The organism is Streptomyces sp. NPDC003011, assembly GCF_053591515.1.
Map to the genome: position 1 here is coordinate 1 of NZ_JBSFTY010000147.1, position 13,486 is coordinate 13,486.

Here is a 13,486-nt window from a genome sequence, read left to right on the forward strand (position 1 = left end):
CCTCCTTCCGACGTGCCCTCGCTTGACCACCCAACCTTACGGCGTGCCGCGGGGGCGCCCGCAGCCCCCTTGCACGGGGGAGTGAACGCGCCACCCGGCAGGGGCTGCCGTGGGCAGTGGATACGTCTCTGCGGGCCGCCGGGTGGCGACGGCTGCCGTGTGCAGCGGCACGCTTCTCCGGGCCGTCGCCCGGCACCGCCCGCCGTGTGCAGCGGCACGCTTCTCCGGGCCGTCGCCCGGCACCGCCCGCCGTGCGCAGCGGCACGCCTCCCCGGTCCGCCGCCCGGCACCGCCCGCCGCCCGGCACCGCCCGCCGCACGCAGCGGCACCCCTCTCCGAGCCGCCCCCCCCGCCCGCCGATCGGGCGGCCTTGCGCGTCCATTCGGTGGACCCGGCCGGGGTGGCTGCGCCTCTCGGGGGTTCGGGACCGGCATGGTCATGTGTTCATGCGACTGCCTACGTCCGCCCTGTTCTGCCTCGCGGCAGCCGCCGCCGCGCATCTCCCGCTCGCGTCCCCCGCGTACGCCGACTCCTGTGCCGCCGTGTCCGACGGGCGGGCCTTCCCGCTCACCACCCGTATCCACGGGGGTCCCGACTCCTACGAGGCCGGCGGTGGATTCGGCGTCTGGAATCTGGACCTCACCAACATCACCACCCGGACCTGCGAGAACATCCACCCCGTCGTCGTCCTCGTCGACGAGCGGCGGGCTCTGGAACCCGGGCAGCCCCGGCTGGAGTTCCTCGAAGGGAAAGAAGGGTCCCGCCCGCACGCGGTGGTGTTCGAGCGGACCGACGCCGACGAGCTCGTCGGGGTGTTCGCCGGGGAGGGGGACGGCTTTTCGGGGTTCACCGTCGGGCCCGGCCGTACCGTCAGCGTGACGGTACGGCTCGCGGTCACCTCGGACGCCGTGCCGAACGAGGTCACCGCCCACGCGGCCGTCGTCCAACGCCACGACGACGACGGCGACTGGGTCGGGCAGTCGAACGCCTACCGGTTCGGGATCGAGGCCGAGACCGACACCCCGAGGCCGTCACCCAGCCCGAACGCCGACGCCTCCACACCCCCCGCCGGCCGTCTCCCCTTCGCCGACGAACTCGCCCGTACCGGACTCGGCCCGACGGGCGGAGCCGCGGCGGCCGCCGTCGCCCTGCTCCTCGTCACCGCCGGCGCGCTGCTGCTGGCCCGCCGGCGCCGTTGACGCCCCGGTGCTCCGCCGGCCCCGCGGCACCCGGCCGTTCCCTCAAGATCGGGCCTCTGTCTAGGCTGGGGCGCACGCAGCACCGCGTACATGCGTACGGCAGGAGATCCCGCACATGGCAGACCGCAGGCCCATCGAGTCGTGGCTCACCGACATGGACGGTGTACTCATCCACGAGGGTGTACCGATCCCCGGCGCCGACGCCTTCCTCAAGAGGCTGCGCGAGTCCGGCAGGCCCTTCCTGGTCCTGACCAACAACTCCATCTACACCCCGCGCGACCTGCACGCCCGCCTGCGCCGCATGGGCCTGGACGTGCCGGTCGAGTCCATCTGGACCTCGGCGCTCGCCACCGCCCAGTTCCTGGACGACCAGCGGCCGGGCGGTTCGGCGTACGTCATCGGCGAGGCGGGCCTGACCACCGCGCTGCACGACATCGGATACGTCCTCACCGACCACGAACCCGACTACGTCGTCCTCGGCGAGACCCGGACGTACTCCTTCGAGGCCATGACCAAGGCCGTCCGGCTCATCGAGGGCGGCGCCCGCTTCATCGCCACCAACCCCGACGAGACCGGCCCCTCCGCCGAGGGCCCGCTGCCCGCGACCGGTGCCGTCGCCGCGCTGATCACCAAGGCGACCGGCAGGCAGCCGTACTTCGCGGGCAAGCCGAACCCCCTGATGATGCGCACCGGGCTCAACGCGATCGGCGCGCACTCCGAGACCAGCGCGATGATCGGCGACCGGATGGACACCGACGTGCTGGCCGGCATGGAGGCCGGGATGCAGACCTTCCTGGTGCTGACCGGGCTGACCCGGCCGGAGCAGATCGAGAACTTCCCCTATCGGCCGTCCACCATCGTGGACTCGATCGCGGACCTCGTCGAGCGGATCTGAAACCCGGGAGGCGGGAAACACGACCCGGACGGAGTAATGCGGGCCCCACCCGGATGCGGGGCCCGCGGCCCGGGGGGAGTCTCCAGGTATCTGGAGGTTCACGATGCGTTTTCCACGCCTCACTCTCTGTGCCACGACCCTCGCTCTCGCCGCCCTCACTCCCGCCGCGTACGCGGCGGACGGCGGCAGCGTCTCGGTGACTCCGTCCTCCCCCGCACCCGGCGCGGACGTCGCGCTGCGGGTGAGCGGCTGCGCCGGGAAGACCGCCACCGCCGCCTCGGCCGCGTTCGTCGCGGAGGCGCGGCTGGCGGGCGCCGGCGGCACGCTCGCGGGCGAGACCCGGGTCCGTTCCTCGATCGAGCCCGGTTCGTACCCCGTGCAGATCGTCTGCGCCGACTTCCGCGTCAAGGGCACGATCACCGTCGGCCACGGCTCCGGACAGCCGTCCCGGCAGCCCACCACGCCCACCGCCCCCGCCTCACCGGTCGCCCCCGTGCGGGCCGGCGGCGGAGGCGCCGCCGGGCTCGCCGCCGCGGACGACCGCGAGACCGGGCCCGGTACCGGGCACGCGGTGACCGGGCTGGTGCTGGCCACCGTCGCGGCGGCGGCCGTCGTGCTGCTCGGCAGCCGCCGGAGCCGCAGGGCGGGCTGACCCATGTCCGACCGAGAACGCACCAGCGGCACCGGCCGTCTGCTCACCGGCGTGGCCTGGGCACTCCTGCTGCTCGGGCTGTGGCTGTGGGGACGCGAGGTGACCGACGTACGGCACGGCATATCCGCGCCGGCCACCGGCGACATGGCGGCGGTCGGCCGGCCCCCGGACGTGAAACTGCCGCCCCCGCACCGGCCGCTCGGCGACGCGCTCCCGCAGCGGGTCGACATTCCCCGCCTCGGCATCCAGGCACCGGTCGTGGCCCGCGGCCTCGACGGGCAGGGCGCGATCGATCCGCCGCCCTTCGACCGGGCCGGGGCCGTCGGCTGGTACGCGGCCGGGGTGAAGCCCGGGGCGACCGGGACCGCCCTGCTGGTCGGGCACGTCGACACCGAGACCCGGCCCGCCGTCTTCTACAAGATCAGCGCCATGAGGCCCGGCGAGACGGTCCGGGTGATCCGGGACGACGGCGAGGTCGCCGAGTTCACCGTCGACGACGTCCGGGTCGTCACCCGCGACCGCTTCGACGCCCAGCAGGCGTACGGCCCGCGGGAGACCGGACGGGCCGAACTCCGGCTGATCACCTGCGGCGGCACCTTCGACCGGGCGAGCCGCAGCTACACGGCGAACGTGATCGTGTCGGCGTACCTCACCGGAACCGGTCTCTGAGGGCACCTGGCCCGGTCGGCGGCCCGCTCCCCCCGAAGCCGCCGACCGGGCTGGTCCTCAACCGCGCGCGCACGGGCTGCGGGAGTAACCCGGCGCCGGCACGGGAGGCTGCGAAAACCACGGTGGTGAAACGTTGGCCAGGGGCTGGGGCCGTAATGAAGACTCTAGAACGGATGTCCGCCGGGGCCTAGAGGGCGCGTGACGTGACGTCCCGAAGCGGTCGCTGTGCGTCCTCCACAAGGTGCAGCGGGGCCCGGCGGGCGTCGGCGTGGGCCACCCGGATCGACACCGGTGTACCGCAGGCCCGAGCACTCGCCGAGCACTCCCCTTCCGCTGACGTACGCCCCCGTACAGGCGCGCGCGTACCCCGACCGTCGGGGCCGCAACCGCTTCCGGACAAGGCGTGGACGACCTCATGGGAGACGCGACGGGTGTGTCAGGATTGAGACTTGGAACGGTGCACCCAAGGGGGAGTTGGATGTACGTCAGCAGGGGGGCCGGAACACGGTTTTCCGCGGCGGTGCTGGGGGCGGCGCTGCTGATCGCGGGGTGTTCCTCATCGGACGGCGGGGGGGACGAGGACGGCGAGGCCGGCACCGGGATCACCCAGCAGCCCAAGGCGACCGATCCGTTCTGGGTGAACCCGGACGGCAACGCGGCCCAGCAGGCGGCCGCCTACGAGAAGGCCGGCAAGAAGGCGGAGGCGGAACAGATCCGCAAGATCGCCGAGCAGCCGACCGGCGAGTGGATCGGCGTGGACGAGCCGGAGCAGGAGGCGCGCGGCTTCACCGAGGCCGCGACGAAGGCCGACCGCACGGCCCTGCTGGTCCTCTACAACATCCCGCACCGCGACTGCGGCCAGTACTCGCAGGGCGGCGCCGCCGACGGCAACGCCTACCGGGCCTGGATCGACGGCGTGGCCAAGGGCATCGGCGACCGGTCCGCGACGGTGATCCTGGAACCGGACGCCGTGCTGCACCTCGTCGACGGCTGCACGGGCGAGGAGTTCCACGAGGAGCGGTACGCCCTCCTCAAGGAGGCCGTGGGCAAGCTCGCGGCCCTGAAGAACACCAAGGTGTACCTCGACGCGGGCAACGCCGGCTGGGGCAACCCCGACCAGATCTTCGGACCGCTGCAACGCGCGGGCATCGACCAGGCCGACGGCTTCTCGGTCAACGTCTCCAACTTCTACTCGACCGAGGACTCCATCGCCTACGGCAAGCAGCTCTCGTCCAAGGTCGGCGGCAAGCCCTTCGTCATCGACACCAGCCGCAACGGCAACGGCCCGTACGAGGGCGGCAACCCGGACGAGCGCTGGTGCAACCCGCCGGGCCGGGCCCTGGGCGAGACCCCGACCACCAAGACGGCGGACCCGTTGGTCGACGCCTACGTCTGGGTCAAACGGCCGGGAGAGTCGGACGGCGAGTGCAAGGGCGGCCCGAAGGCGGGCGAGTGGTGGACGGACTACGCACTGAAGTTGGCCAAGGCGTCCCCGTAGTTCCGCGTGGTGTCCGGTACGTGACCGGGGGCGCCCTCCGTGACGGAGGGCGCCCCCGGTGCGGTGCCGCTACGGCACCTTCACCCACTGCGCCTTCGACGGCGTCCCCTGGTCGTCGTCGACGAACAGCATGTACCACCCCGACTGGACCAGGTTCCTGTTCTTCGGGACGGTCACCGTGATCTTGTCGCCCGACGCCTTGAAGTCCAGCGCGATGGACCGCTGGTCCACATCCGTCACATGCGTGGACGCGCTCGGCCGGATCAGCCGGACCTTCTTGACCGACGACGCGTGCTGCGAGGTGAACGTCCCCGACTCCCCGCGCTCGATGGTCTGCGGACCGCCGGACAGCGACGGCCGCGCGCCCTGGTACAGGTACGGCGGCGTGTAGATCTCGATCCGCTGCTCGAACGTGCCCGGCTTCGTGTTCGCCTTGTCCCCGTACAACGAGTCCGACCCGAAGAACATCACCCGCCCGTCCGGCAGCAGCAGCGACCCGGAGTGGTAGTTCCGGCCCACCAGCGGATCGGCGACCTCGTCGAACGTGTTGGTGTCCGGGTGGTACATCCGGGCCTGCAGGATGTTCGAGTCCCCGCGTCCGCGGTAGTCCTCAGAGCCGCCCGACACCAGCACGGTGTCGTCCGGCAGCACGGACGCCTGCGGATAGCGCGTGCCCTTCTCCAGCGACGGCCCGTCCACGAACTCCGGGTCGCCGGCCTTCAGGTCGATGATCCGCGTCTTGTTGCTGGACAGCTTGGACTCGCCGACCCCGCCGCCGCCGATCACCATGTACTTCTCGTCCTGCGCCGGCGGCAGCAGCACGGTTGCGGACGTCTCCAGCAGCTTGGGATCGCTCAGGCCGGGCACCTTGGTGAACTTGTTGGTGTCCACGTCCCAGACGCCCGGGTCACGGCCCACGTCGTCGGGACCGTAGCCCGCGTTGGAACCCGAGTAGAAGACCTTGCCGGTCTGCATCAGGAACAGCGCCGGGTACGTCGGGAACTGCATGGTCTTCGGCAGGTAGGTCCACTTCTTGGTCTTCGGGTCGAAGACCTCGTTCTTGCCCGGGACCAGCTGGCCGATGTCGTCGAGGCCGGAGACGCTGAGGATCTTCCCGTCGCTCAGGGTGGTGAGCGTCGGATACCAGCGGGCCTCCTTCATCGGGTCGACCTTGATGTACTTCTCGGCGACCGGGTCGAACTCGAAGGCGTCCCGGATGCCCTGGAAGTCCTTCTTGTCGAGGGCGAGCTTCTGCGCGATGCCGTACGTGTTCTTCGCGTCGGCGCCGGACAGGCCCAGCACCTTGTAGTTGTCCTGCGTACCCGTCTCGTACTTGGCGCCGCTCTTCTGCGCCTCGACGTAGATACGGCCGAGACCCGGGGTGTTGCCGAGGAACTCGCCGGTGTTCTTGTCGAACTTCTTGGTCGCCCGCTCGACGACGACCGGGTCCTTCGACACGAAGGTCCTGCCGTTCTCCTTGCCCGTGAACCTCGTGCCCGCAGGCAGGGTGATCGGCTTGTCCGGGTTCTCGTTGTGCACGATCATCAGGCCGCCGGCCTTGGTGACGTCACCCTTCAGCTTCTCGTACCGCTTGGTGCCGCCCGCGATCAGCAGGTTGCCGTTGGCGAGCTGGGTGTGGCCGGTGCAGAACAGGTCCTTGGGCGTGGGGACCTTCTTGATGGTGCCCTTGACCGGGTCCCAGATCCGGGTGTCGAACTTCTTGTCGTCGAAGTTCTCCTGGTTGTTGCCCGAGCCGGCGACGAGCAGCACCTTCCCGGTGCGCAGCAGCGCCGCGTGGATGGTGTTCTGCCGGTACTCCTCCGGGAACTCGATGATGTCCCACTTGCCGTTCGCGGCTTTGTACTCGGGCTTGTTGATCTGGTACTGGTGGTATTTCTCGGTGCCGAAGCGGTAGAGCCACGGCCCGTTCATGCCGGCCAGCGCGAGCACCACCGCCGTGCCTATCGCGAGTCGACGGGCGCGGCGGCGGCCTGCACGGTCGTTCATTCCTTACGTCCCCCAAGTCCACCAAGGGCGATCTGCATGGTCTGGTCACCCGTTCCGTTCGAGCCCTCGTTCGCAGCGGCCCAGCTGGGCTTGTGCTGCGGGGCGTGCTGGGCCGCCGTGCGCTGCACGGGCAGCGCCTGCGGCTCGTAGGCCCCCACGGGGGCCGCGGGCGGGGCGACGGGAACCGCGTCCCGCGGCTCCTGCTCGGGCACGTCCGGCTTCTTCTTCGCCTGGCGCAGCATGTGGCGCCAGGCGAAGATCGGCGTCGCGGTGATCAGCGTGGCGAACATCGCCCAGATGATCATCGCGGGGTGCGCGTGCCCGAAGACGAAACCGGCGACGATCGACGCGCCGAAGAGCAGGATGAAGTACCAGTGGTACCGGAAGGTCCCGAACCACCGGTCCGGGCTCGCCGAGTCGCCCTTGGGCGTGACCACGAACTTGCTCTTGCGACGGAGCACGGAGTCGATCAGCGCCTTCGCGTAGAGCGGCGCGGACAGCGCGGACATGACCATGCCGGCCACACCGCCGGACCCCTCCGGCTCGTGCGGGGAGACGTTGTGCCGGCGGTTCCAGATGTACAGGCCGATCTGCAGCGCGGAGGCGTTGCCGTAGAGCATCAGCCACACGGTCGGGTCGATGTTCACACCGGAGGCGCCCAGGCCCAGGAAGAGCGCGCAGCTCACCGCGGCGAGGATCCAGTTGAGGGCGGACATCGGGTAGAAGATGATCATCATCGTGTAGTTGAAGAGCTTGCTCGGCGGCAGCGAGTACCAGCCCTTCCAGTACTGCTTGAGGATCGTCTCGTACGTACCGCGCGACCAGCGCATCTGCTGGGTGAAGAAGTCCGTCCAGGCGCTGGGACCCTCACCGACCGCGAGGACGTCCGGGGTGTAGACCGAGCGCCACTTCTTGCCCGTCGCCGGGTTCTTGTGGCGGTGGATCTCGAAGCCGGTCGCCATGTCCTCGGTGATCGAGTCGTACAGGCCGCCGATCTGCTTCAGCGCACTGATGCGTACGGCGTTCGACGTGCCCACGAACATCGGCGAGCCGTAGCGGTTGCCGGCACGCTGGATCAGCGCGTGGAAGAGGAACTGCTGCGACTCGGCGGCCTTGGTGACGAAGTTGTCGTAGTTGCCGTAGACCTGCGGGCCGATGACGAAGCCGATGTTCGGGTCGCGGAAGAAGCCGAGCATCCGCTCCAGGTAGTTCGGCAGCGGCACGTGGTCGGTGTCCACGGAGGCGAAGAAGTCGTAGGTGTCGCCGTGCGCGTCCAGCCAGGCGTTGTAGTTGCCGTGCTTGGTCTTGGCGCGGTGCGGGCCCGAGGCCTGGTTCCACTTCGCGATGCCCTTGCGGGAGAAGTGGTGCACGCCGAGGCGCTCGCACACGGCCTTCACCTCGGGGTCGTCGCCCTCGTCGAGGAGCCAGACGTGCATGAGGCCGCGGTGGCGGATCCTCACCGCGGCTTCCAGGGTCTTCGTCACCATCTCCAGCGGCTCCTTGCCGGGCACGAAGGAGGTGAGGAAGGCCACTCTGGTACCGGTCTCGGGGACCACCGGGATCGGGTCGCGGGCGACCAGGGTCGCGTGCGCGTTCGACAGCACGTTCATGCAGCGGAAGAACTCGATCAGACCGATCGAGACGAGCATCACGACGTCGAGCGCCGGCAGCCAGGCGAAGGCCGGATAGTCGCGCACGGTCCAGTGCGCGGGCTGCAGCAGCCAGACCAGCAGCACCAGCGACAGCAGCGGTGCGGCGGCCAGCATCAGCGCGACCCGGATGCGGTGCGGCTCCTGCGAGATCAGGGAGCGGTACTGCACTCTGTACGGCTTGGTCGGGTCGGGCTGGGTGAGGGGACCTGCCAGTCGGCTGTAGTGCTCGTAGTCGTACTTCGGCAGCGTCTTCTTTATCCGGCGGAACGCACCGGTCCGATGTGATGGCACCCTGAGCTGGGTGGTCTGGGACGGGTCGTAGTTCTGCCGGGCGCCCGTCGGCGTCGACGTCATGAGTCATCCCCCCACACGCGTGTCTCCGCGTGGTGTCGTTTCCTTACCACTGCTCGGGTCCCCCTCGACCCTCCACAGTCGTATCAGCGGTGGGCCACAGTCACCACATCGTCCACATCTATGGACACAGAACTGCGACCTTCCGGTTGCATGATGCCCCCCTCGGCACCACTCCATGAACGGGGTCCCTTTCCCCGCAACACCGGCAACCGGCTCCTTGCCCCCCAACTGCCGCGAAACCGCAGCATCTTGAAGGAACCAGGGTTCTACGGTGTTCATCATGATCGCAAGATGCGAAACGCGGTGTTTACCGGTCATACGCGTTCATTGTGGCCCCTGTGGGGACCGTGTGGAGCCGTTGTGGACAGGAGGGTGCGGATGCCGTCCACGTGTTTCCTCGTCGCCTCACCTCCGGTGGGGCGTGGCGTGGAACACGCGGGCGGTCTCGGCGGGGCCGGCTTCCTCGGCGGCCTTCCGTTCCATACGGCCGGCGCGCGCGTCCAGTTCAACGGACCGTCGTGCGTCGCCATGGCGAGAGGGTATCCGGCCAATCGGGGGAGCTGTCCTTCCGGGGCACGCGGAAGCCCCCCGCTTGTGCGAGGGGCTTCTCACCATCGTGCGCCGCCAGGGACTCGAACCCCGGACCCGCTGATTAAGAGTCAGCTGCTCTAACCAACTGAGCTAGCGGCGCGCGCTGACCTGCACGACTTTACCGGACATCGCGGAGTGCTCCGGACCGCCCTGCCGGGCCCCGGCAGGGCGCCGTACATCATTCGGACCGTCAACATGCGCGTCGGGGCGACAGTTGAGAAACTGGCGAACGTGCACAGGCGCGGACATTTCCACCTGAGGTGTGAGGGGAATCGCATGGCGGCTCCGGTCTTCGAGGAATTCGATCCCGCGAGCGACTGCGACTGCCCCGGATGCGTCCACTGGCGGCGCGTCCTGCCGCATTCCCCGGCGGCCCGCGCCGGCCGCCACCCGGCCGCCCACCGGGCCGTGATCGTCGCCGCCGCGGCCTCCACGGCGCTCGTCAGCGGCCACCCGGCCTCCGCTCTCGCCGCCCCCCACGCCCCTGCCCGTCCGGGCGTTCCCGCAGGTGAGGAGCCCGACACCCCCCAGGGCGGCAAGGCCCCGCTGCACGGTCCCAGCGGTGCGCCGGCCGCCCCGGGCACGGTGTCCGCGATCACCCGCGCGGACATCATCAAGCGGGCCAAGACATGGATCGCCGCCAAGGTGCCGTACAGCATGTCCGCGTACTGGAGCGACGGGTACCGGCAGGACTGCTCGGGCTTCGTGTCGATGGCCTGGAACCTGCCGGGCAACGAGTGGACGGGCAGTCTCGGCCAGTACGGGGTGCGGATCACCAAGGACGACCTCCAGCCCGGAGACATCCTGCTCTTCCACAACCCGTCCGACCCCGAGAAGGGGTCCCACGTCGTGATCTTCGGAGGCTGGACGGACTACACGCACACCTACTACACCGCCTACGAGCAGACCCGCCCGCACACCCGCAGTCAGGCCACCCCGTACGCCTACTGGAGCAATTCCGACCGCTATCTCGCCTACCGCTACAAGGGGCTCGCGGGCGGCACGGCCGGCGCGGAACCGGACACCGCGAAACCGGGCGTGCCCGCCGGGACGCCCTACCCGGGCCGGGCCTCCTTCGGTCCCGGCGCCGACAACGCGTACGTCACCCGGCTCGGCCGGATGCTCGTCGAGCGCGGCGCCGGACGCCACTACGCCTCGGGGCCCGGCCCCCGCTGGTCGGACGCGGACCGCAGGGCGACCCGGGCGTTCCAGCAGGCCCAGGGCTGGCGCGGCCAGGACGCCGACGGGCTGCCGGGCCCGCTGACGTGGGAGCTGCTGGTGACGGGCCGGGGCCGGGACGTCACCGCCGGGGCGGCCGGGCCCCCGGCTCCCGGATCCCACGGGGTGCCCGGCTATCCGGGGCGGGCCCTGTTCCGGCCGGGCGCGCACAACGCGTACGTCACCCAGCTCGGGAAGCAGCTTCTGAAGAAAGGGTTCGGCAGGCACTACACGACCGGGCCGGGACCGCGCTGGGGCGAGGCGGACCGGCGAGGCGTCGAGGCGTTCCAGCGCGCCCAGGGCTGGCGGGGCGGCGCGGCGGACGGCTACCCGGGCCCGGAGACCTGGCGGCGGCTCTTTTCCTGACCACCTGTTGTGACGCATCTGGCGCGGAGGCTGGAGGCACGCATGAGTACGACCACATCCCATACCCCCGAGTCCGAGGGGCCGTCCCGGCCCGCTCGGCTCATCCAGAACGAGTCGACCACCGAGATCCCCGTCCATCTGCTGTTCCGTGACGACCCCGACCCGGTGTCGGTGCCGCTGAGGCCGGCCGTGGTCTCACGCCGGCACGGCACGGGGGAGCAGCCCCGCTTCCGGCGCCCGGTGCCCGCGAGACCGAGCCCGGTGCCCCAGGTCGACCCCGCGCTGGTGGAGCGGCCCGCGCGGGTGCTGCCGGGTGCGGTGGGCGTGTTCGCCGGTGTCTGCGGGCTGGCCGGGGGCGTGGCCACCTCGTGGTGGGCGGGCGTGCTGCCGCCGCTCGCGGTGCAGGCGCTCGGGCTGCCGCCGTACGCCGGGGCGGGCCTGGGGCCCGCGCAGTGGGCGGCGTACGCCGGAGCGGGCGCCCTCGGGCTGTTCGGCTTCGGCGGGCTGGCCCGGGGCCGGACCGGGCGGGCCTGGGTGCTCGCCCTGTTCGGCCGCTACCGGGGCACGGTCCGGCGCACCGGCCTGATGTGGGTCAATCCGCTGGTGCTGCGCCGCCGGGTGGACGTACGGCTGCGGCACTGGCGCAGCGAGGCGATGCCCGCGGCCGACGCGAGCGGGGTAGCGCTGCGGGTCGTGGCGCTGGTGGTGTGGCGGGTGCGGGACACCGCGCGGGCCACCCTGGGCGTCGAGGACCACGAGACGTATCTGCGGGCGTGCGTGGAGGCGGCGCTGGCCCGGGTGCCGGTGGAGACGCCCGGGTCCGGGCGGGGTTCCGGCGACGCGTCCGGGGAGCGGCTGACCCGGCTGGTGGCGGCGGACGCCGCGCCGGTCGGCCTGGAGGTGTTCGCGGTGCAGCCACTGCGGGTGGAGTACGCCCCGGAGGTCGCCGCCGCGATGCACCGCCGCCGGATCGCCGCGCTGGACGCCCAGCACCGGGCGAGCGTGCTCACGTCGGTCGTGGACTCGGTGGAGGACACGGTGACCCGGCTGACCATGCGGGGGCTGGTGGAGCTGGACGACTACGAACGCAAGGCACTGGTCAAGGACTTGACGGTGGCGTTCTGCGCGGGGAGGGGAGAGGCGGGGCGGTGAGCCAGGTCCGGCCACCGACTTCGGCGATTGGTATGGACATGTTCAACTAGCGGTCCTAACCTGAACTTGGTCTAGACCTACCTGCACGGCTCACTGAAACTCCCCCACGTTCTCCAGGAGCGGCAGCATGCGCAAAAAGACCAAGTGGTACGCCGCCGCGCTCGGCCTCGCGACGACCGGAGCGCTGGTGCTCTCGTCCCAGGGCGCGAGCGGCCACGGCTACACCGACCTCCCCGTCAGCCGTCAGAAGCTCTGCCAGAACGGCACCGTGACCAACTGCGGCAACATCCAGTGGGAGCCGCAGAGCGTCGAGGGCCCCAAGGGCTTCCCCGGGGCCGGGCCGGCCGACGGCCGGATATGTTCCGGCGGGAACACGCCCTTCGCCCAGCTCGACAGCCCGAAAACCCCCTCGGGCGGGGCCTGGCCCGCCACCAAGGTGACCGGCGGCCAGAGCTACACGTTCCGCTGGCAGTTCACCGCCATGCACGCCACGAGCGACTTCACGTACTACGTCACCAAGCAGGGCTGGAACCAGAACCACAACCTGGCCCGCTCCGACCTCAACCTCACCCCGTTCCTGACCGTCCCCTACGGCGGCCAGCGGCCCCCGTCCACGCTCTCCCACAGCGGCACCCTGCCGTCGGGGCTGAGCGGCCGCCATGTGATCGTCGCGGTGTGGACGGTCGCGGACACGGCCAACGCGTTCTACGCCTGCTCGGACGTCACGTTCTGAACCGGCCGGGCAGGACCGCGTGCGCCGGGAGGCTCGGTTCCGGCGCACGCGGGTCCCGGACGTCGTCCGACGTGACCTCTGAGCCCCGCTTGAGACAGTGCGGCCGCCCCCGCGGGTAGGTTCCCCGCACGCCGCCGAGCGTGACGGCGCAGGGACATCCGGGGGATCCATGGAAGCGCGGCCGGAGGCCCACGCGCGAAGGGCCCCTCGCTGTCGCGAGGGGCCCTTCGTCTGTGCGCCGCCAGGGACTCGAACCCCGGACCCGCTGATTAAGAGTCAGCTGCTCTAACCAACTGAGCTAGCGGCGCATGACTCCCGCCGTCCGCCTCCGGCGGTCGACGACAGAGAAAATACTACCCGGTCCCCAGGGGTGCTTCCGACCATTCCCGGGGCGGCCTAGGGCGGGTTTCGAAAGTCCCGTCTGGCTCGCGACGCCTGGCACGGCACCTCGCCGCGTTGTCGGGATCGTCCACGTACACCCGGTACGCGGACGACCCTCC

10 protein-coding genes and 2 tRNA genes are annotated in these 13,486 nt (G+C 70.8%); 8 read left to right on the plus strand and 4 right to left on the minus strand.

Annotated elements, in window-relative coordinates; all coding sequences use genetic code 11:
• Positions 1-446 precede the first annotated feature (446 nt).
• The 5 genes from ACWD0J_RS39840 to ACWD0J_RS39860 all read left to right on the plus strand — a co-directional run bounded on the left by ACWD0J_RS39840 (position 447) and on the right by ACWD0J_RS39860 (position 4,913).
• Complete coding sequence (locus ACWD0J_RS39840; RefSeq protein WP_451500756.1) at positions 447-1,199, plus strand: hypothetical protein; 753 nt, start codon at positions 447-449, stop codon at positions 1,197-1,199.
• Between the two features lie 115 nt (positions 1,200-1,314).
• Complete coding sequence (locus ACWD0J_RS39845) at positions 1,315-2,094, plus strand: HAD-IIA family hydrolase (RefSeq protein ID WP_451500757.1); 780 nt, start codon at positions 1,315-1,317, stop codon at positions 2,092-2,094.
• A 103-nt stretch (positions 2,095-2,197) separates the two neighbouring features.
• Complete coding sequence (locus tag ACWD0J_RS39850; RefSeq protein WP_451500758.1) at positions 2,198-2,746, plus strand: hypothetical protein; 549 nt, start codon at positions 2,198-2,200, stop codon at positions 2,744-2,746.
• A 3-nt stretch (positions 2,747-2,749) separates the two neighbouring features.
• Positions 2,750-3,415 carry a class F sortase gene (locus ACWD0J_RS39855; protein ID WP_451500759.1) on the plus strand — a complete coding sequence of 222 codons (666 nt, stop codon included), beginning with the start codon at positions 2,750-2,752 and terminating at the stop codon, positions 3,413-3,415.
• Between the two features lie 478 nt (positions 3,416-3,893).
• Positions 3,894-4,913, plus strand: coding sequence for a glycoside hydrolase family 6 protein (locus ACWD0J_RS39860; protein WP_451500760.1), 1,020 nt, complete (start codon positions 3,894-3,896; stop codon positions 4,911-4,913).
• 69 nt (positions 4,914-4,982) lie between these two features.
• Here the strand turns inward: ACWD0J_RS39860 and ACWD0J_RS39865 are convergent, their stop codons facing one another.
• The 3 genes from ACWD0J_RS39865 to ACWD0J_RS39875 form a co-directional block, all read right to left on the minus strand.
• The gene (locus ACWD0J_RS39865) at positions 4,983-6,920 is read right to left on the minus strand and encodes a galactose oxidase-like domain-containing protein (RefSeq protein WP_451500761.1); all 1,938 of its coding nucleotides are present in this window, start codon (positions 6,918-6,920) and stop codon (positions 4,983-4,985) included.
• Entirely contained in the window at positions 6,917-8,926 is a 2,010-nt protein-coding gene (locus tag ACWD0J_RS39870; RefSeq protein WP_451500762.1) for a glycosyltransferase family 2 protein, read from the minus strand. Before ACWD0J_RS39870 ends, ACWD0J_RS39865 begins: the two co-directional genes overlap by 4 nt.
• A gap of 617 nt (positions 8,927-9,543) precedes the next feature.
• Positions 9,544-9,617, minus strand: a tRNA-Lys gene (locus ACWD0J_RS39875).
• A 176-nt stretch (positions 9,618-9,793) separates the two neighbouring features.
• Here ACWD0J_RS39875 and ACWD0J_RS39880 point away from each other — a divergent pair.
• From ACWD0J_RS39880 to ACWD0J_RS39890, 3 genes are all read left to right on the plus strand, one after another.
• Positions 9,794-11,101, plus strand: a complete 1,308-nt coding sequence (locus tag ACWD0J_RS39880; RefSeq protein WP_451500763.1) for a peptidoglycan-binding protein — start codon at positions 9,794-9,796, stop codon at positions 11,099-11,101.
• Positions 11,102-11,143: 42 nt separating this feature from the next.
• Positions 11,144-12,253 (plus strand): SPFH domain-containing protein, encoded by a 1,110-nt coding sequence (locus tag ACWD0J_RS39885; protein WP_451500764.1) that lies wholly within the window; start codon positions 11,144-11,146, stop codon positions 12,251-12,253.
• Positions 12,254-12,380: 127 nt separating this feature from the next.
• Positions 12,381-12,986, plus strand: coding sequence for a lytic polysaccharide monooxygenase auxiliary activity family 9 protein (locus ACWD0J_RS39890; protein WP_451500765.1), 606 nt, complete (start codon positions 12,381-12,383; stop codon positions 12,984-12,986).
• Positions 12,987-13,220: 234 nt separating this feature from the next.
• Here the strand turns inward: ACWD0J_RS39890 and ACWD0J_RS39895 are convergent.
• Positions 13,221-13,294, minus strand: a tRNA-Lys gene (locus ACWD0J_RS39895).
• Between the last annotated feature and the right edge of the window lie 192 nt (positions 13,295-13,486).

Excerpts from the sequence above, each read along its gene's own strand:
- ACWD0J_RS39880 (WP_451500763.1), top strand. The coding sequence starts at position 9,794 with ATGGCGGCTCCGGTCTTCGAGGAATTCGATCCCGCGAGCGACTGCGAC.
- ACWD0J_RS39865 (WP_451500761.1), bottom strand. The coding sequence starts at position 6,920 with ATGAACGACCGTGCAGGCCGCCGCCGCGCCCGTCGACTCGCGATAGGC.
- ACWD0J_RS39870 (WP_451500762.1), bottom strand. The coding sequence starts at position 8,926 with ATGACGTCGACGCCGACGGGCGCCCGGCAGAACTACGACCCGTCCCAG.
- ACWD0J_RS39860 (WP_451500760.1), top strand. The coding sequence starts at position 3,894 with ATGTACGTCAGCAGGGGGGCCGGAACACGGTTTTCCGCGGCGGTGCTG.
- ACWD0J_RS39850 (WP_451500758.1), top strand. The coding sequence starts at position 2,198 with ATGCGTTTTCCACGCCTCACTCTCTGTGCCACGACCCTCGCTCTCGCC.
- ACWD0J_RS39890 (WP_451500765.1), top strand. The coding sequence starts at position 12,381 with ATGCGCAAAAAGACCAAGTGGTACGCCGCCGCGCTCGGCCTCGCGACG.
- ACWD0J_RS39840 (WP_451500756.1), top strand. The coding sequence starts at position 447 with ATGCGACTGCCTACGTCCGCCCTGTTCTGCCTCGCGGCAGCCGCCGCC.
- ACWD0J_RS39885 (WP_451500764.1), top strand. The coding sequence starts at position 11,144 with ATGAGTACGACCACATCCCATACCCCCGAGTCCGAGGGGCCGTCCCGG.
- ACWD0J_RS39845 (WP_451500757.1), top strand. The coding sequence starts at position 1,315 with ATGGCAGACCGCAGGCCCATCGAGTCGTGGCTCACCGACATGGACGGT.
- ACWD0J_RS39855 (WP_451500759.1), top strand. The coding sequence starts at position 2,750 with ATGTCCGACCGAGAACGCACCAGCGGCACCGGCCGTCTGCTCACCGGC.